We start from the raw sequence: 18,393 nt of genomic DNA on the forward strand, positions 1-18,393 counted from the left end.
ACCAATAGTATGTTAAATAGAGAACCTCGCTGTTATGGAATAGCGAGGTTTTTTATTCGTCCATAAATGTAAATTTGACAATCAATTAGACGCTTCATAATCATTCACAAATCTGCCATGAGAACACAAAATCACCTTTTATTAGTCGCTGCCTTAGGAATATTTACGGGGCAAGCATACGCCCAAAGTCGATTATATTCCAATACCGCCCTTCAGTTTTCGGACATTACTCAGAGTGGAAGTGCACGCTTTCAAGGAGTAGGCGGCAACCACGCTTCTCTTGGAGGAGATGCTAGCAATATAGCCGGCAACCCCGCAGGATTAGGTTTTTTTAATAAGTCCGAAATTAGCCTTAGTCCCACCTTATATAGTATTTCTAATAAGTCGTCTTACATTGGTAGTAGCAATACAGACCAAAAGCTCAATCCCAATCTTTCACAGTTTTCGCTGATTTTGGCCGGAAACCCGCAAAGTTACAATCGTGAATGGCGGCGTACGTCTTTTGGTATTAACTACTCACGGCAAGTAAACCTCAACAATATGGTTACTTACGGCGGCACCAACAACCGTAGTAGTATGATTGATGACATTGTAGAGGTGGCTGGCACCACTCCCGTCAATACCTTAGAAAATGACTACAACAATGGAAGCCCGTATTCGATTGAGTCTGCGTTTTATAATTTATATCTGATAGATGCTCTTTCCTCCAATGGCCCCTATCGTAGGCCTATTCCGCTTTCAAGATCTTCGTTTCAACAGACAGGCAACCTTGAAACTTCGGGAGCCTCTTCTCAGTGGACATTTGCGTACGCTGGCAATTACGCCGACAAACTTTATCTAGGAATTTCTGGTGGTTTTTCACGCCATAGCTACATACGTCGGCACAATTACCAAGAGCAATTCGTCAACAGTGGCCCATTCCGTAGTCTTGATTATCGAGAGGATATCAATATCAATGGTAGTGGGATTTTCCTGTCGGCGGGAGTTATTTATCGCGCCAACCCTTTCCTCCAACTTGGGGCATCGATTCATAGCCCCACTTGGAGCAGTATGCGTATGACTTATGAGGAAGAATTAGGGGTAAATGTGACCAACAACAGCGTACCAGTGTATGATTCCAACGGAAACCCTGTTACTAATTCACAAGGTCAGCAAGCCTATGATCAGCTTCCTACTTCGCGAGTCAATATTCTCCCATTTGATTTTGAATACAGCATGCGCACCCCACTCAGAGCCGATGGAGGAGCTACTTTTTTCTTTGGTAAAAAAGGCTTCTTAACCGCAAGTGCCGAATATGTAGGCTATAAAGGAATGAGCGTTAGGACTGGCGACGATAATCAGTTTAAAACCAATAATCGCCGCTTAATCCAATCTTCTTTCAACAATGTAGTCAATTTACGCGTAGGTGGAGAAGCCCGTATCGATTTTTTTAGAGTACGAGCTGGGGTAGCTTTTTTACCTAATCCCTATAGTCAGAATTATAACGTAGAAGGGAAATTGGATCGCTCAAAATTCCAATTTTCGGGAGGGGCAGGCTATCGTAACGACCGTTTTTATATAGACTTAGCGGGTACTTATCTCCAAACCAAAGATGCATTTGTACCTTACCAACTCAATGACCCTAGTAATTACTTTTCGGCCAAGTTGAATGTGAGCCAAGTAAATGTAACTGGAACAGTAGGATTATTTTTCTAATATAATTTTATTTCTAAACAAGAAAACCACGGCGATTGTACCGTGGTTTTCTTGTTTAGAAAGTCACTATTCAACGACCAGCGTCATATCACACCGATGCCTTACTGACTCATAATCTTTTCCTTTGAAAGTCCCGGGGGTTTTGTCAATCCATTCGAGTTCTACTAAATAGAGTCCTTTTGCAGCAGGAATAAAGGCTACCTTTCCTTTCTCATTGGTAATTCTATTTTTTTCCCAGCCATCAGGATTAATGACCTTAAGCTGCATTTTTGAAAACGCTTGCTTATCCTTGTACACTTCCAACAAAATCTGATTGCCTAGTTTTTGGGCAGTTATATCCAAATAATTTTGCGGAACCAGCGGCGTTTTAGAAGGATTTCCTACCACATAAGTAGTCCGTAAATACTGTACAGGACGCGTTATACCCAAATTGTGTTTCGTCCAATCTTGTACTTCGCGCGTTTCGTTGATACCCAAAATCTGATAAATACCTTCTATTTTAGGAACAAAGCTTCCTTGCCAATGCGTATCAGTCTGTTGCATCTGCACTTCCGTTTTGGTACCCTGAGCATCAATTACCGAAATCTTGATTTCAGACATTTTATCCAAGCGAGCACCTTTTTCTCTTACATGTTCGCTGTATTCACCATAAAACAGTTGAATTTGGGCGAGTTCACCTACTTTTCCAGAACCCTTCACCTCTAGCCAATATCCATGCGCCCAAGTCAGTGTAGGAAGTGAGACCACTAATCCTATTATATATATTATAGACAGAGGGTTAATCCATTTTTTCATAACCGTATATTTATTTACTAAGTTTAATAAAATCTGACACAATACCCCCATTCGTAATGCTCACGGCTTTAGTGGCTTTGCCTGTAGAGGGTGTATATTCATAATAGCCCGTTGTCTTGTCATCCGGAGTATTGTATTGGAAATAAAACTTACCATCGTATTTGTAAGCATTAGGATAGCCAAACCCTGCTGTAAGCGGAATATCAGTAATGGGAGTTACGGTTTTAGCGTTCAAATCAAGTTTTACCCAACGCTGATTAGGAGAATAAAAAATAGAATTTCTCAACTCCAAAAATTCTGCTTCGGTAATCTTTCCCTGCGCATATTTAGTTACCAATTCTAAAATACGAGCAGATTCAGACTGCGCAGAAATACAAGAATAAGCAATGCCATTAGCATCATAGATAGCACCAAGCATAAGCTGCACCAACAAGTTTTGTTGTCCAATCACATCTACGGGATTAAAACTATACGAGGGATCGAAATCGGTACTATTGGCTGGAATTTTAAGAATCTGAGGACGTGAGTATTTTGCAGCACGAGGCCCCATCTGCCCATCCAATCCATACGAGCCTTGGGTGAAAATATAGATATTTCCATTTTCATCTATCATTGGATGCTCATTTCCGCGTGTTATGGGATATGTAGCATTTGGGAAAGAGATTGTTTTTTCCCACTGTTTGGTAGTCACATTGACCACTTCTACATACACGTCGGTAGCGTCATAATACTGAGAAGTCTTGGTATTGTCGGTCAACAAAGTCAAAAACAATCGATTATCCTGAGGACGATAAATGATCGTGCTGTAATAATTACGTTCATTGGCCGCGAATTTTTTGCCTTTTGACATATCAATATCCCCTAAATTTTCCATCGTCGTCGGATTGAAGAGGACCACCTTTCCATCGCTTCCCCATATGGTGTAGATACCTAAATTATCATTAATAATTTGGACATTGTTGAGCCAATCTAACAATGGGATACTGGCAACTTCAGTCAACTTGCCATCCTTACCTACGGCTATTTTGGTGAGCGTTTTTTCGCCTTTAAGATTACTACCAAACATGAAGTTTTTCCACGTCGTTCGAGTATAGAAATAATTATAGGTAGATTTTGTCGTCATATCGACCACAGTATTTGCTGGTAATGTCTCAAAAAAACCAGCATAGTAAGTATAGCCGCCCGTTGATTCATTGACTGAAGCTACTACGTAGCCACTTTCTTTATAAAGTGATTCTTCGTCTTTGTCAATGTCTTTTTTATCACAAGAAGCCAATAACATTGATACTGCCGTCAAACTAAAAAGTATGTTTTTTTTCATTGCTAGAATTTATTGATTTCAAAAATTAGTTTCAGATTGTAATTGATACCTGCTCTTGGCACCAGAAAATTGTCAAACAATTGGGCATTCAAGACATTGTTTACATTAAAAGCAGCGGTAAGAGATTGCTTGGCCAATTTGTAAGAAGCACCCACATCTACCCTATGCTGAGTAGGAACAAACGAATCAGGAGAATTTTGATAAGTATCGTCCTGTCCAATTAAAATATGATTGAAGGGGGCTACATATTGATAAAAAACATAAGCCCTAAAGCGGTCAGCATTCCGAAAAAGGCTTGATTTTTGCCACTCAAGCTCTGTATTTCCAAAAAAAGTAGGGTTGTTAGGAAAGGTAGTCCCCTCTAAAAACGCATTGCGGGGATCCTTCAGGCTTGAAAACCGTTTGCGAAGTGCCGTAAGATTGCTTTTCCAAGTCCATGCTTTTTTATAATTCAAAATCAAATCGCCTTCTACCCCAAGCGTATTTACTTGATCAGCATTATCATAACGTTTCGTGATACTACTGCCTAAGAAAATAATATCATACTGCTCGCGCCAAAAACCATTGATATTGGTATGTAATCTGAGGTCGTCAGATAGATGGGCATTGTTATAGCTCATTCCCAAATTTAGATTATCGCTACTTTCAGGCCGCAACTCGGTATTTCGAACAATATCGGCACCATTTCCCACAAATTGCTGGAATAATGGTATCAAAAAACCCCGCTCATAGGATGTTCTTACAAAAAGATTGTCGGAGAAATTATACTTTACGCCCACGTTCCAACTCGAAAAATTATCCTGTTTTTTTACCAATAAAAAAGTATTGTTTTCTGCACCATTTACCACATAATCAAATCTTTTGAGCGCACCCGAAAACGTTATATTCCGCCCTAGGATAGCCTCATATTGTAAGCCTGCGATATTTTTGGTCATGTATTGTGGAATCTCCAAATAATCTCGCTCGTTTTCTTCAAGTAGATAATTTTTGCCCGTGAGACGCTGGCTGGCATATAGATTAGAAAAAAGGATTTTGTGTTTGGACGTCAATGCATACGTAAGCGTGGTACGATTTATCCAGTTGTCATAATTAGTAGTATTATATGACTTACTAACGTACTCTCCTGGGATAGATCTCCCAACTATTTTTCCACTCCAACTATACTCATTGGCAGTAGTATCTACATAATCAAGGGTCTGATAACTATAACTTGCGATATTGCTAAGCTGTAATCGCTCCTTCAAAAAAGACTTATTGTATTTAAGAGAAGCAGAATAATTTTCTGCGGTATATTTGGCTTCTCCGATAGCGGTCGTCGTAATTCGAGCTCCATTTTGTAGTTCTTTAAAACCCGTAGAATAGTTGGCTGTGAAGCGAACCTCATCAGCCCATTTTTTACTATGCACCCCAAAACTCAATCCTCCAAACCACATGCCGTACGCATCATGAAACCGCCGTACTGTTTCGACACGATTTTTTTCAAATACCAATGCCTTCATCGTATAGCTATTGTCTGAATAGTTATAGCTTGCATTGGCATTGACAAAAAAGTTGTTTTTATTGGCTAACCCGACTTCTACATCAGCCAAATGAGTATTAAACGATCCTACACTATACGACGCTCTTAGGTGAGAATGTGCCTTCTGTTCGGTAATGATGTTGATAGCACCTCCCATCGCATCGGTACCCACATCCACCGGTAACACGCCTTTAAAAACATCCACCCGTTTGATATTGCTAAGGGGCAGGGTGGATATATCAAAATTGGGATACAAAAATTCCATAGGCAAGCCATCGATGTATACTCTTACGGCATTGCCTCTCATGCCATTGATCGAGATGTCAGACTTTTCGCCCAAGCTGCTAGAGCGCCTTATTCTCACTCCTGAGATTCGATCTGCAACGTCTGTCAAGAGACTATTTTGAGTAATTACCTCCTTTATATCAATACTTTTAACAGAAATGGCTTTTTGCTGTTGGAGGTTGGATTGTTTTTCAGCAGCTACCACCACTTCACTTAATTCATGGATAGCCTCTACCAATTTGACGTTTTCGGTAATGCTCGGCTGCTTAATGGAAATCGTTTTAGTTTGGCTTTGGAATCCAACAAAACTAAACTCAACTTCATATTCCCCATACGGAATATCTTTCATTTGATAATTTCCCTGTTGATCCGAAGCAGTTGCAAATTTTGTATTTTTCAAAGTTACCGTCACAAAAGGCAATGCCTCAGCATGGCTACTTTGTATTACGCCTTTTAGGGTAGCACGTTGTGCTATCACTAATAAAGGACATATCCAAAACAATAAACAGTATTTCATATAGAAGGCATTTTGTGCTGCAATGGCATCTTTTTTGATTTTGCGTCAAAATTATTTATTTATTTGGACTTTGTCTAAATAAAATTAATATTTGTAAAAATTTTTCTCATGATTGCTCTATATCTATCTTTTATTGGCACTTTATTGTACTATACCAAGTCAAAATATTCGACAGCTAGCATACGTTCGTATTTCCCGGCTTTTCCTACTTGGGTGGGTGGTGCCATTTTATTAATAGCAGTAGGACTAAATTACCGACAATGGGGCGCTCCCAACGGGCTCCTTATCTCATCAGTCATGCTTCCCTTTGTTTGTAGTATTGTACCCTTAGTAGCTCATTTACCGAGGCGCATCTCCATTGCCCTTATTATATTATTTCACGTTTGTTTCATCATATCTCTATTTTGATATGCCTGCAAAAAAAGAGTACTTATCATCCTCACCCCAAAAAGCATTAAAAGTATCAGCTGCTATTTTGGGCGGCTATTTCGTTTCAGCGAGTTTTCATTTGATGCTTGCTTCTATCACAGGGCATAAAGAAATCATTATGCTTACTTCCACCTTTAGTTTGTTCTTGATGTGGGGAATTGTGATGATTGCTACCTTTTTAGCTCACAATGGATGGAAAATATGGGGGCTATATCTAGGGCTAACGTTTTTGTTCCTTCTCCTCACTTATCTTACCAAATAATATGAAACTTAAAGGTCTAGGCACGCGTGCCTACAACATCCTATTTCATACTCATACAGTTTCTGGAATAGTAATTAGCGTAGCGCTATACATTATTTTTTTTGCGGGAGCCTTTACCCTTTTTAGAGATGAGTTTTATCAGTGGGAAAATCCGCAAGCACGGATAAAAGCCCCCGAAAACATCAATCTTGAGAAAACATTAGAAATACTCGGCAAAAAGATTCCTAATATAGACTGGAACGACGATTTGAGATTGACAATGCCTTCGTCAGAGGCTCCTCATATCAACGTATTTGGACACCTACAACACAAAAAAGGAGAAGCCGAACAGCATTTTGAAGCACGTATTCATCCCTTCAATTTTGAGGTTCAAGAAGGAGAAATAAGTACCATAGGCGAGACCCTTTATCGGCTTCATTTTTTGGATCAAATCCCTTTACTTGGAAGATACATTGCCGGATTTGTGTCTTTATTTTTTTTGTTTGCTAGTCTTACTGGAATACTCATTCATTGGCGCAATATCTTGACTAAATTTTGGGGAATATCCTTCAAAAACAGCCTAAAACAAATATGGACTAATTCGCATACGGTTTTAGGATTGCTAGGTTTACCTTTTCAAATGATGTATGCCGTCACGGGAGCGTTTTATATGCTTTTGATCCTGATTCTTTTACCAGCCGTAATGGTATTTTATAAGGGCGATACCCAAAAAGTATATGCCTTGGTACAGCCAGGTCTTGATGTTAAATATGATGAAAAATCTCCTATCAGTGATAATACTCAAGCTGTGCTGAAGCTATATAAAAAAGCCAAAGAAACCTACCCAGACTTATCAGTATGGTATATTAGTTTTAAAAACCTCCAAAAAGCCGACGGTACCCTTACTATTTACTTCAAACACAAATCCCCCAATCAGTTTGATCTTTATGGCGCAGTTGGGTACCGACTCGCAAGCGGAGAACAATTGTACGAGATGATTCCGGGTAAAAACAAAAATTATGTGCAACAAGTAATCGGTGGCATAGGTCAACTGCACTTTGCCACTTTTGGAGGTATATTGGTCAAAGTTATTTATTTTTTTATGGCACTTTTGACGTGCTTTGTCATTATTAGTGGCGTATTACTTTGGAAAGAAGCACGAAAGAATAAAAATTATACCCTCCAACAGCAGCGTTTTCATCACAGAGTAACTTTGATTTATCTAGCTATTTGTCTAAGCTTATTTCCGGCTACTCCGGTGCTTTTTATGGCCGAACTCCTCATTCCTCAAAGCTCCACCCACGTTTTTTGGGTCAATACTACTTTTTTCGGCGTTTGGCTTGCGCTCTTCGGAATGGGTCTAGTAAGCCAATTAGAAAGTAAAATGACCCGCTTTTATTTATTAATAGGAGGCATACTTTCGTTGGGCATCCCCCTGACCAACGGCCTAATAACGGGAGATTGGGTATGGGTTTCCTTTTCTCAAAAACAATACTATGTATTTGCGACCGACATAGTATGGCTCATGATAGGTGTATTTGCTTGTTTTATTGGGGTTTCTATTTCCTCTAAAAAGCAACACCATCCCTCAAAAACAAAATCCTTGCAAACTACCTGATGGGTTTGTTTGTTGTATTTTATAACACTACAAAGGCCAGGCATAGATTGCCCGGCCTTTGTAGCGTATTTGTGTACGATATATTTATCAAATGCTTCTAACCATAGAGCGCCCTATTCTCATTTTATCACTTTCAATACCACCACCGAATAGGCAGGAATTGTCAACTTTAGCACACCTTTTTCGAGTTTTGCGCCCGAAAAGTCTTTGATACTTACTTTATTGGGTTGTTCAAAAGTATTGTGATCACTGATTTTGGAAGAAGCCAAAATTTGCCCCGATACTTTTGAAAAGTCTTCGCCCCGTAAATTGATAGTCACCTCGTGCACTTTGGTATAGTCGATATTGGTCAACGAAATATTTACCGCATTTTGGGCGTCTTTGGAAGCCGATACCGAAACCGCAGTTAGTTTTTTACCATTAAATTCATAGGAAGGGGCTTCGATGTCAATCGGAATCAACTTTGCGTCTTGATGTACATTGTACATTTTCATGACATGGTAGGTGGGAGTCAAAAGCATTTTTTCTTCATTGGTCAGAATCACCGCTTGCAGTACATTCACAATCTGTGCAAGATTGGCACCTTTTACTCTATCCGCATGATTGTTGAAAATATTGAGGGTAAGACCTGCTATCATAGCATCGCGCATGGTATTTTGCTGGTACAAAAACCCTGGATTGGTTCCTTCTTCCACATTGTACCACCCCCCCCACTCATCTACAATCAAGGCTACTTTTTTGGCAGGGTCATACTTATCCATGATTGTACTGTGACCTTTGATAAACTCGTCCATTTTCCAAGCTTCGTCCATGGTCTTGAAATATTGAGCTTCACTAAAACCTACTGAGGGTCCTTTATCGCCCCAACTCAACACCGAATAATGGTGCAGCGCCACTCCCTGCATCATGTTATGAGGAATGTTTTTCATCAACGTTTCGGTCCAGTCATATTGGCCGTCGCTCGCACCCGAAGCTATTTTGTAAAGTTTGGCATCTTTATGATCTGACATAAACGTAGCATATTGACGGTAGATATTTGAATAGTATTCAGCGGTCATATTGCCTCCACAGCCCCAAGCTTCATTGCCCACACCCCACAATTTCACATTCCAAGGCGTTTCGCGTCCATTTTTTTTCCTCAATTCTGACATAGGACTACCCGCAGGGTGATTGACATAGGTCACCCAATCGGCCAAATCTTTCACAGTACCGCTTCCTACATTACCTGCCAAATAAGGCTCTGCTCCTATCCGCTCGCACATATCCAAAAAATCATGGGTTCCAAAACTATTATCTTCTGTCACGCCTCCCCACCAGATATTGACCATCTTGGGGCGATTAGCTTTGGGGCCGATACCATCTTTCCATTGATAGGCATCAGCAAAACAACCTCCAGGCCAACGTAAATTAGGGACTTTCAGGTCTCTAAGCGCCTGAATTACATCGTTACGAACACCCGCAGTATTGGGAATCTTGGTATTTCCTTCGCCTACGTACATCCCACCATAAATACATTTTCCCAAATGCTCCGCAAAGTGTCCATAAATATGCTTATTGATTTGAGTTTTAGCCAAATCAGTATTTAGCGTAACTTTTGTCTGAGCCAAAACTGCCAAGGCTCCACAAACGAGCATAATTGATAAAAATCCTTTTTTCACTGAATCAATGAGTTAGTTTAACAAAATCATTTCAAAAACTTCGTGTCAAAACGACACATTTCGTACTAAAAAAAGAGGAGCGCCATACGCTCACTCCAAAAATAACTTATCTATCTATTAATCCAATAAAATATCAGTAAAATTACAAATCCTTCCTCACTTTTTCAATCCTATTACCTTATAAAAAGCGGGTTTGGGCTGGTTGTTGCGGTCAAAAAGCAAGGGGTAATTCGTCCGTCCGCGAACGGGCCAGCCATTGAGCCAGCTATTCCCGTCATTGACACCCCAAAATGTAACGCGTGTAACTTTGTCTTTATGTTTCAAAAACAATTTAAAAAGAGCTTCATAATCGGCAGCTAATTGCTGCTGTACTTCATCAGGCAATCCTGCTGTGTAAGGATTTAAAGTGGGATCACTACCCATCCGTTGATTGACGTCGGCACCTTGAAAATTGCGCGGCAACACTTCAATGTCAAGCTCAGTAAACATTACCTTTAATCCCAGCGCAGCATATTGCATAATACTTTCTTCAATGTCTTTAAAAGGCACTTTGCCCACGTGCCAATGTCCCTGAATCCCCACGCCGTCGATGCGGGCACCAGAAGCCTGTACTTTTTTGATAAGTTCAATACAGCCGGCGCGCTTGGCAGGTTGCTCGTTGTTATAATCGTTGTAGTACAGTTCCACGTTGGGGGCAGCTTGTTGCGTGAGTCGGAAGGCTTCGGCGATGTACCCTTCACCGAGATAATCCAGAAAAACGGTTTTGCGCAACGTACCATCTTCATTCAAGGCTTCATTGACCACATCCCACGAAAAGATATTGTCCTTGTAGCGGCTTGCTACGGTTTTGATGTGGTCATTGAAAAATGTTTGAATCGAATCTTTGCTGCGAATGCCCCGAATGAACGACGGCAATTGACTATGCCAAATGAGCGTGTGACCGTTGATTTTGATGTTGTGTTTTTTACCAAACTCAACAAGTTTATCGGGTACAACAAAATCATAGGTATCCCATTTGGGATGAATCAGCGCCGATTTCATGACGTTTTCGGGCGTTGCCATGTTAAACTGACTCACAATAAACGCAGTCATGGCAGGATCGCGCTCCTCAATTTGGCTATTGTTCAGTGCCGTCCCGATGCCAAAATCATTTTTAAAAGCATCTTTCAAGGACGGAATAGATTGGGAAAACCCAGAGATTGCTCCCATTATCAGGATGGCCGTACTTACAGCCCTAATATTTCTCTTTGAAATCATTGGATTATTAGGTTAGTTATGAATAAAGAAGTACCATTTAATCACGGAAAAACAGGAAATTAAATGGTACCCTTTCTTTACTGCTTGGCAAGCTTCATCTCGCCGCGTTCGCTTTTTACTACCAGTTCTTTTTCAGAAACCAGTTCGCCAGTGTAGCTCATTTTACGGTCGTTGAATGAGATAGAGTACGAAATCTTTTTACCCTCTACTTTGCCTTCTTCAATTTGGGCTTCGCCAAATTGCGTTTTCCACGTGCCAGTCAATTTGTCGCCTTCTACTTTGAAGGTATAATTGACCTCAAACGTACCGTTAGGCGTTTCGCGACTGCCTTTCCAGTTGCCGTCAATAGGGTTTTGAGCCATAGCGACGAAGCTGGCAATCGATAAAATCAGAGAAAAGAATAAGGTTTTCATTGTAAAAAATTGGGGGTTTTTGAGTGAAACATTTATTAAAAAAACAGTTATAAATTTGCTTATCAGCTCTATAAAGCACAATTAATGCGCCCTGAAATTCCATTTAGAATTATCACTATCAAAGTCAAATTCGGCAAGCATCGGTGTGCTATCTCCTGATGATACCAACGCCAGTTTTTTGCCCGAATTTGGCACGACCTTGGGCATTATTCTGTAGGTACCATCCGTTAGCTGGTCTATTCGCCATAATTGTTCTGGACTACCTGTAAAGACGGGGACAGTTATTACCTGAGCATCTGCGGTTGCGGATAATGCTCGTTCGGTACCTGCTAATACAATTTTGTAATATGGACCGCCTAAATAACCAGTAGAGTCAGGTGCATCGGTAATGGTCCATTTTTGGTGAGGGCGATACATGTAATCACCTATGCGCACATTAATGTTACCTGTTGGCCAATTTTTAATCACATCAGCTAATTCCTGAGCAGGCACTGGTTTAATAGGCTCAGTATTGGCTTGGCTAAAGCCTCGCTGGGCAACAGCCATTCTGCTAAAATCTACGGCGAGTTCTAAACCATATCCTCTTCTAACCGATTCTATTTCAAACGTTCCCTCTTTAAATTTTTCACCAGCTACTGGCCAGCCATCTTTCCAGACAATGGGAAGGATACCCAATACACTGCGACCACCCTGATCCAAATCTGCCTCGTAATGAATTGACATTTTTTCAACACCTTTTTCAAGAATTATTCGTCCAAAATGCCCAGGGCCTATGAGTCGCCCACGCGTAGCCACCACCATTTTGCCACCACCTTCCATCATGCTTCTACCTACATTATCAAAGTAAGGCCCGGTTACTTTTTTAGAACGGCCCACTACTACATTATACGTTGAGTTGGCACCATCGCAACAGCTCCCGTGGGTAGCAAGCAAATAATACCAGCCATCTCGATATATCAAATCAGCAGCCTCACAAACTATGGCTACATCTACAGGTTTATTTCCATCTTTGAGTTTCCCTGTTTTTGGATCTAGCTCAATAATGCGAGTGAATCCATAATAGGTACCGTAGGCTAACCAGAGTCGGCCTGTGGTAGGGTCTAACATGATACCAGGGTCTATGGCATCGTTTTCTTCGTAACCATCTGAGGTAGCTACTATTACGGGTTCAGAATACTTAAAGTCGGGCGATTTTGGATCAAGTGTCTTATTCCACATTGTATAGATAATACCTTTGTGCGAAGGGCTACCACCAGTTGCCCCATAAACCACCAGATAGCGATTACCAATTTTGATAGCATCGGGAGCAGCGCCCCCACCTGGCCTGACACCGCCTCCAAACCACGTCCAACCATCTTCTGATATTAACCCTCCGCCACCTGTTCCAAAGGTGTAGAATTTTCCGTCACATTCTACAATCGTTGAAGGGTCATGGATAAAAGGTTTGCCTACCTGAGCTAATACAGTAGTTGAAAGTAGTACTGATAAAAAAATAATTAGTTTACATTTCATTTCTGTGTTAATATTTTGATTAGATTTTAATCTTTGCTAATACTGATATTTTTGACAGGGTGGTCCCTTTGGTCAATAAAACGAAGGCAAAAATTAGCCATCCCTGGGCCATTAATTACTGCTCCCCGAATAATATTTCTCCCCTTTTTTAAGGTTAATAATGGTGAAGCCACATTGTCAACTATCATATCTCTGTCACCTGAAAGCATCAGTATTTCTTGACCATTGAGCCAAAACATCCCTCCCGAATTACATCCAGCAGTCATCCTTACATTCGGTATTTCCTCTGAACAGTCAATGACGGTAACCAACCAAAAAAGTAAGCCATACTTCGGTTTGTTGATGTCATAGGAAAAATTGAACAAATTAAAATTAAAGGTTTTACTATCCAGAGCATACCAGTTGAGAGCCTGATTACCAACCTTTACCATTTCACCAGCCTTGGGTATCATTAAATAATCTTCCGAAAAATTATTGTTTTTGAACTCACTGCGTAAGTAATTGTCTGTGAAGATATTATTTCTTGCTATGTCTTTTTTGATTGGTTCTAACACCAACCACCTATGAATAAAACCATTAGCATAGGGAGCTATTTTAGTATTGGTAGCCAATTTAAAGTGCCTTGTTAATGTATGTGTAGTGTCACCTTTTATAGGTATTGGTGGCAGCGGTGCTCTTTGCTGACCAGGGGGCTGCGCTGTGGCTTGGTATATAAGAGTTTGTCCAGTAAGCAAAATGCCCAATGACAAAAGTGGAAATAATAATTTTTGTATTCTTTTCATCGTTTGAGTTCTTTAAAAACAATCCGATCTTCACTTGTAATTATGTTTTGAAAATTCTTTCACTATTCATGATTTTGGACTAAATACTTTAACTCTTGAAATAGTTAGCCTATCTGGCTTCGACTTCGCACAGATACCAACAACCGAAAGTTGTTTCCTGCGCGAAGCCGAAGGGAACTTCTGCTCTAAATTCTTTAAACCCTATTTTACTTAAAAAGCAGCTGAGAAAACTCAAACAAATCATGCCGCCAAACGGGCCAGCTATGTCCACCAGCGTATTCGCTATAGTGGTATTTAACACCCATTTCGTCGAATTTCTTTAGCATGATTTGGCAGTTTTGGTGAGCAATATCTTCTTTGCCCCCCATCGAAACCCAAAGATTCTTCAGGTTGCTGTTAATCATTGCGGTGTTGTTTTTCATAAATTCATACTGAGGGTCAGAAAGTTTAGGATTATTAGCAAACCATCCCGAACTAAACACGCCCAACGATGAGAAGAGATTTGTGTTTTTGATACCTGCATATAACGTCTGCAAACCACCCATCGACAAACCTGCCAAAGCCCGATTTTTGGCCTCGGTTTCTACTCGAAAGTTGCTTTCGACAAACGGAATAGCAGCATTTTTTAATTCATTTTCAAATGCTTTCAACACATTTTCATTGAAACCGGCGATACCGCCTGAGTTGGCCACGTTACCATCTAGCATCACTACAAGCATGGGTTTGGCTTTATTTTCGGCAATCAGGTTGTCCAGAATAATGTCGGTACGGCCCTGCGTCGCCCAGCCTCTTTGGTCTTCGCCACCGCCGTGTAAAAGGTACAAAACGGGATATTTTTCGGTCGATTTATCATAGCCTGGCGGAGTATAGACATACATTTCTCGCCACGAATTAGTCGCTTTTGAAAGGTATTTTTTGATTCTGATATCGCCGTGCGGAACATCTTTTAGGGTATAATATCCACTGCCTTCGTACGGAATTTCGATGCCACTCGCCATGCGTCCCATGCCGTAGAAAGTTTCGCTGGCGGGGTCGACAAGCGCCACACCGTCGATGATTAAAGAATAATAATGAAAGCCTCGGCTGATAACATCGGTCGTAACATTCCAAAAACCTGCGGTATCTTTCACCATGTCGTATTTTTTACCCAAGTCAATTTGTACTTTCTGCGCATCTGGAGCTTTTACTCTGAATACCACTCGGTTGTCAGGCAAAATCTGGGGATATTTTCCATTGCGTATATTAGTTGTCGCAGGAGTTCCGAGAAGAGTATATTTGGAAAAAGAGGCAGTATCGACGGGTTTAAATAAAAACTGCGAAAACATAAACAATCCATTTTTCCATACCTTAAAATCATGCACACCAGGCTCGAGATAGTAAATGTGCGGCACGCTGTTTTGGTACAAATAATCGTGGGTACGTTTGCTGAACGTAATAAGGCCATCGGCATCACCGCACGAAATCCAGAGCAGCTTCAGTTTTTGCTTAGCGTCTTCGGGATTGGGCACTAATTCCTGCGGAACTTTGGTGTTGGGCGCCGAAGAAAATCCGCCCACCCAAGCGAATTTGTCCAGATTGCCCAACCCAAAGTTCAGCGATTGTCCGCCACCCATCGACAAGCCCGCAATAGCGCGATTTTCGCGGTCGGTGAGCGTGGGGTATTTCTTCTCCACAAACGGAATCAGGTCGTTGAGCAGGTCTTTTTCAAAGGTCGCGAAGGCTTCCACCTTGTCTTTGTCAAAGATATTTCCCACGGCGCGGTCGTCTTTCATGGCGCGGCCGTTGGGCATCACCACAATCATCGGCGCGAGTTTGCCGTCGGCGTACAAATTGTCCAGAATCACCTGCGGATTGCCTCCTTTGAGCCATTCTTTTTCGTCTCCACCAATACCGTGAAGCAAATACAGTACAGGGTATTTAGTCTTTTTATTGAAACCAGGCGGTGTGTAAATCAGGGCTTTACGAGTGGCACCTACGGTTTTGGATTCGTACTTCACCGTGTCCAGTTTGCCCATAGCAATGCCCGTTCTGACCTGGTCAAAACCTTTGGGCATTTCTTTGTCGATGGGTTGAGCTAAGGTGCAGAAACTGATGGCTACTAAGCCCAAGAGTATTGATATTTTTTTCATAATAAGAGTCTATTTTTTGAACAACAATGGCGCTAATTGGTACAAACTCCGACGCCAGGTCTGGAACTCATGGGCAGTGCCTTCCGAAACGTACGACACAGCATTAAACCCTGCGGATTTGAGTTCGTCAGTAGCTTTTTTGACGCCATCGGGGCGTTCCTTGCTGCCGCAACTCAGGAACACCAGCTTTACTTTCGATTTGTCGGTGATGTCGGTCGGGGCATAGACACCGCCACTAAGTAGCCCGTAGTACGCAAACACATCAGGATTATTGAGCGTAATCATTTTGGTTTCCATGCCACCCATCGACAGCCCCGCCATGGCGCGGTTGTCTTTGTTGGCCAGCGTACGGAAATTGGCATCGATGTACGGAATCAACTCGTTGATTAGCACCGTCTGGAACGGCTCAATCTTGAATTCACGGATTTTACCAAACTTCACCTCATTGGTCATGCCGTAAGTGTTGACGATGATGAACGGCTTGATTTTTCCTTCGGCAATCAGGTTATCCATGATTAAATTGGCGCGTCCCTGATTCATCCAGGCCGTTTCGTCTTCGCCCCAGCCGTGCTGCAAATACAATACAGGGTATTTGTCTTTCCCTTTTTCGTAACCTGCGGGTGTATAGACAAACGCCCGACGCGAAGTGCCCGTGCTTGGCGACGGAAAAAGTACTTGCTGTACATTCCCATGCGGTACATTTTTAAGGGCATAAAATTCCTGATCTTTGGCAGGAATCTCAATGCCGCTTTCCCAACGCACCGAGCCGTAAAAATTGAGTGCGCCCGGATCGTTGAATTTTCCACCGTCAATTTTGACGTTGTAGTAGTGAAAGCCTTCGTCCATCGGGCCTTCGGTGGTTCCCATCCACGTACCATCTTCGGCTTTGGCGAGTTTTGTACCTCCTTTACCTCCTAGTCCCAAGCTCACCCGCACGCTGTCGGCAGCAGGAGCTACAATTTTGAAACGGGCATAGCCCTGAGAATTAACCATCGGGTATTCCTGCCCTGGTTGGTTTAGACTGGACGGTTTGAAGTCTTCAGCGACTTGGGCATGGCAGAGTCCGATGGACAGAGCCGAGGCTACGAAGGTTGTTAAAATGTCTTTTTTCATCATCATAAAGGTTTGTTTTTATTTAAAAATTTGCTGTAACGAATTGGCCAAAAACAACTTACAATTCATCCATGTATGCCCGCCCGACACAATGAGCGGTTCGAGTTTGATTTTCTTTTCCTGAAACATGGCGATGTTTTGTTTCACACTTTCGTAAAGAAAATCTTCCGTTCCCACGCTAATGGTGAACAGCTTGAGCTGTTTATTCACTTTATCCGCATCGGGTGTCCAGTCGGTGAAGTTCTTTTTGAATTCGTCGGTAGCGGTATAAGGGGCGTACGAACAGATATAGGCAAACGTGTCGGTGTTGGTAAAGCCAATGTTCAGCGTTTGTCCGCCCCCTACCGAAAATCCAGCCACGGCGCGGCCTTTGCTATCGGTTTGAGCGGGGTAATTGGCTTGCACAAACGGAATGATGTCGTTCACCACGTCTTTGGTAAAATCGGCCATCGGAGCGGGGCGAACGTTGCCGTAGGGCATCACAATAATCATGGGTTTGGCTTTGCCCTGCGCGATGAGGTTATCAGCAATGAAGTTGGCGCGGCCCACTTTTGTCCACGTTTCTTCTGTATCCGACCCACCGTGAATCAGGTACAAAACAGGGTATTTGGTTTTACCACTAACGTCAAAATTGGGTGGAGTATACACCAATAATTGGCGGGTTGTATTCAGCGTTTTTGAGGAATACGTATGGTAGGTCACCTTGCCGTGAGGAACGTTTTGAAGGCTGTGAACCAACGGTTTATCACCTTTTACCTCCACAATGCTCCGTTTGAACCGTTCATTGGCAAAAATAAGCGTGTTGTTGGGGTCAGCGACGCCTACTCCATCCACGGTAAAGTTATACGGGTAAATATCAGGCGTAACGGGAGGCACCGTCACCCGCCAGATGCCCGACGTGTCTTTGGTGAGTGAAATGGGTTCTTTCAAAAATTCACCCGACAGTTTTACCTCACGCGCCGTTCTGGAAAAATAGGTAAACGTGATGCTGTTGTCCGCATGAACATTGGGCGAACTTATGGCGGGCGGACGTTGCTGTGCAAAAAGCGAGAAACAAACAACGAATACAATTGGAATACAAGCAATTATGTGTTTCATCATTTTGGGAT

15 protein-coding genes are annotated in these 18,393 nt (G+C 41.9%); 4 read left to right on the top strand and 11 right to left on the bottom strand.

Features of this window, described 5'->3' with window-relative positions; translation table 11 throughout:
* Window positions 1–117: 117 nt before the first annotated feature.
* Entirely contained in the window at window positions 118–1,695 is a 1,578-nt protein-coding gene (locus tag P1X15_RS29340; RefSeq protein WP_277341692.1) for an OmpP1/FadL family transporter, read from the top strand.
* Between the two features lie 66 nt (window positions 1,696–1,761).
* On the opposite strand, the gene P1X15_RS29345 is transcribed toward P1X15_RS29340, so the two are convergent.
* From P1X15_RS29345 to P1X15_RS29355, 3 genes are read right to left on the bottom strand one after another with little or no spacing between them, the layout of a single operon-like run.
* Window positions 1,762–2,490 carry a nickel transport complex, NikM subunit,transmembrane gene (locus P1X15_RS29345; protein ID WP_277341693.1) on the bottom strand — a complete coding sequence of 243 codons (729 nt, stop codon included), beginning with the start codon at window positions 2,488–2,490 and terminating at the stop codon, window positions 1,762–1,764.
* A gap of 10 nt (window positions 2,491–2,500) precedes the next feature.
* Window positions 2,501–3,811: a hypothetical protein gene (locus P1X15_RS29350; protein WP_277341694.1), complete on the bottom strand. Its 1,311-nt coding sequence runs from the start codon at window positions 3,809–3,811 to the stop codon at window positions 2,501–2,503.
* Between the two features lie 2 nt (window positions 3,812–3,813).
* Window positions 3,814–6,132, bottom strand: a complete 2,319-nt coding sequence (locus P1X15_RS29355) for a TonB-dependent receptor (RefSeq protein WP_277341695.1) — start codon at window positions 6,130–6,132, stop codon at window positions 3,814–3,816.
* A gap of 108 nt (window positions 6,133–6,240) precedes the next feature.
* On the opposite strand from P1X15_RS29355, the gene P1X15_RS29360 reads away from it, so the two are divergent.
* From P1X15_RS29360 to P1X15_RS29370, 3 genes are read left to right on the top strand one after another with little or no spacing between them, the layout of a single operon-like run.
* Window positions 6,241–6,540 carry a hypothetical protein gene (locus tag P1X15_RS29360; RefSeq protein WP_277341696.1) on the top strand — a complete coding sequence of 100 codons (300 nt, stop codon included), beginning with the start codon at window positions 6,241–6,243 and terminating at the stop codon, window positions 6,538–6,540.
* Window position 6,541: 1 nt separating this feature from the next.
* A complete protein-coding gene (locus tag P1X15_RS29365; protein ID WP_277341697.1) occupies window positions 6,542–6,823 on the top strand; it encodes a hypothetical protein in 282 nt (93 codons plus the stop codon).
* A gap of 1 nt (window position 6,824) precedes the next feature.
* Window positions 6,825–8,420: a PepSY-associated TM helix domain-containing protein gene (locus tag P1X15_RS29370; protein WP_277341698.1), complete on the top strand. Its 1,596-nt coding sequence runs from the start codon at window positions 6,825–6,827 to the stop codon at window positions 8,418–8,420.
* A 119-nt stretch (window positions 8,421–8,539) separates the two neighbouring features.
* On the opposite strand, the gene P1X15_RS29375 is transcribed toward P1X15_RS29370, so the two are convergent.
* From P1X15_RS29375 to P1X15_RS29410, 8 genes are all read right to left on the bottom strand, one after another.
* Window positions 8,540–10,054: an alpha-N-arabinofuranosidase gene (locus P1X15_RS29375; RefSeq protein WP_277341729.1), complete on the bottom strand. Its 1,515-nt coding sequence runs from the start codon at window positions 10,052–10,054 to the stop codon at window positions 8,540–8,542.
* Between the two features lie 180 nt (window positions 10,055–10,234).
* Window positions 10,235–11,335 (bottom strand): endo-1,4-beta-xylanase, encoded by a 1,101-nt coding sequence (locus P1X15_RS29380; RefSeq protein ID WP_277341699.1) that lies wholly within the window; start codon window positions 11,333–11,335, stop codon window positions 10,235–10,237.
* 77 nt (window positions 11,336–11,412) lie between these two features.
* Window positions 11,413–11,748, bottom strand: a complete 336-nt coding sequence (locus tag P1X15_RS29385; RefSeq protein ID WP_277341700.1) for a hypothetical protein — start codon at window positions 11,746–11,748, stop codon at window positions 11,413–11,415.
* 81 nt (window positions 11,749–11,829) lie between these two features.
* On the bottom strand, window positions 11,830–13,260 hold the full coding sequence (locus P1X15_RS29390; RefSeq protein WP_277341701.1) for a family 43 glycosylhydrolase: 1,431 nt from the start codon (window positions 13,258–13,260) through the stop codon (window positions 11,830–11,832).
* A gap of 26 nt (window positions 13,261–13,286) precedes the next feature.
* Window positions 13,287–14,042, bottom strand: coding sequence for an acetylxylan esterase (locus tag P1X15_RS29395; protein WP_277341702.1), 756 nt, complete (start codon window positions 14,040–14,042; stop codon window positions 13,287–13,289).
* A gap of 206 nt (window positions 14,043–14,248) precedes the next feature.
* Entirely contained in the window at window positions 14,249–16,171 is a 1,923-nt protein-coding gene (locus P1X15_RS29400) for an alpha/beta hydrolase-fold protein (protein ID WP_277341703.1), read from the bottom strand.
* Between the two features lie 9 nt (window positions 16,172–16,180).
* Entirely contained in the window at window positions 16,181–17,284 is a 1,104-nt protein-coding gene (locus P1X15_RS29405; protein WP_277341704.1) for an alpha/beta hydrolase-fold protein, read from the bottom strand.
* A gap of 18 nt (window positions 17,285–17,302) precedes the next feature.
* Window positions 17,303–18,382 carry an esterase gene (locus P1X15_RS29410; RefSeq protein ID WP_277341730.1) on the bottom strand — a complete coding sequence of 360 codons (1,080 nt, stop codon included), beginning with the start codon at window positions 18,380–18,382 and terminating at the stop codon, window positions 17,303–17,305.
* Between the last annotated feature and the right edge of the window lie 11 nt (window positions 18,383–18,393).

It is taken from the genome of Runella sp. MFBS21 (assembly GCF_029433105.1).
Taxonomy (GTDB): Bacteria; Bacteroidota; Bacteroidia; order Cytophagales; family Spirosomataceae; genus Runella.

What these genes read in the sequence shown, in the direction of transcription:
- P1X15_RS29345 (WP_277341693.1), bottom strand. Translation starts at nt 2,490, where the DNA reads ATGAAAAAATGGATTAACCCTCTGTCTATAATATATATAATAGGATTA.
- P1X15_RS29375 (WP_277341729.1), bottom strand. Translation starts at nt 10,054, where the DNA reads ATGCTCGTTTGTGGAGCCTTGGCAGTTTTGGCTCAGACAAAAGTTACG.
- P1X15_RS29390 (WP_277341701.1), bottom strand. Translation starts at nt 13,260, where the DNA reads ATGAAATGTAAACTAATTATTTTTTTATCAGTACTACTTTCAACTACT.
- P1X15_RS29360 (WP_277341696.1), top strand. Translation starts at nt 6,241, where the DNA reads ATGATTGCTCTATATCTATCTTTTATTGGCACTTTATTGTACTATACC.
- P1X15_RS29395 (WP_277341702.1), bottom strand. Translation starts at nt 14,042, where the DNA reads ATGAAAAGAATACAAAAATTATTATTTCCACTTTTGTCATTGGGCATT.
- P1X15_RS29355 (WP_277341695.1), bottom strand. Translation starts at nt 6,132, where the DNA reads ATGAAATACTGTTTATTGTTTTGGATATGTCCTTTATTAGTGATAGCA.
- P1X15_RS29370 (WP_277341698.1), top strand. Translation starts at nt 6,825, where the DNA reads ATGAAACTTAAAGGTCTAGGCACGCGTGCCTACAACATCCTATTTCAT.
- P1X15_RS29405 (WP_277341704.1), bottom strand. Translation starts at nt 17,284, where the DNA reads ATGAAAAAAGACATTTTAACAACCTTCGTAGCCTCGGCTCTGTCCATC.
- P1X15_RS29350 (WP_277341694.1), bottom strand. Translation starts at nt 3,811, where the DNA reads ATGAAAAAAAACATACTTTTTAGTTTGACGGCAGTATCAATGTTATTG.
- P1X15_RS29385 (WP_277341700.1), bottom strand. Translation starts at nt 11,748, where the DNA reads ATGAAAACCTTATTCTTTTCTCTGATTTTATCGATTGCCAGCTTCGTC.
- P1X15_RS29380 (WP_277341699.1), bottom strand. Translation starts at nt 11,335, where the DNA reads ATGATTTCAAAGAGAAATATTAGGGCTGTAAGTACGGCCATCCTGATA.
- P1X15_RS29340 (WP_277341692.1), top strand. Translation starts at nt 118, where the DNA reads ATGAGAACACAAAATCACCTTTTATTAGTCGCTGCCTTAGGAATATTT.
- P1X15_RS29365 (WP_277341697.1), top strand. Translation starts at nt 6,542, where the DNA reads ATGCCTGCAAAAAAAGAGTACTTATCATCCTCACCCCAAAAAGCATTA.
- P1X15_RS29400 (WP_277341703.1), bottom strand. Translation starts at nt 16,171, where the DNA reads ATGAAAAAAATATCAATACTCTTGGGCTTAGTAGCCATCAGTTTCTGC.
- P1X15_RS29410 (WP_277341730.1), bottom strand. Translation starts at nt 18,382, where the DNA reads ATGAAACACATAATTGCTTGTATTCCAATTGTATTCGTTGTTTGTTTC.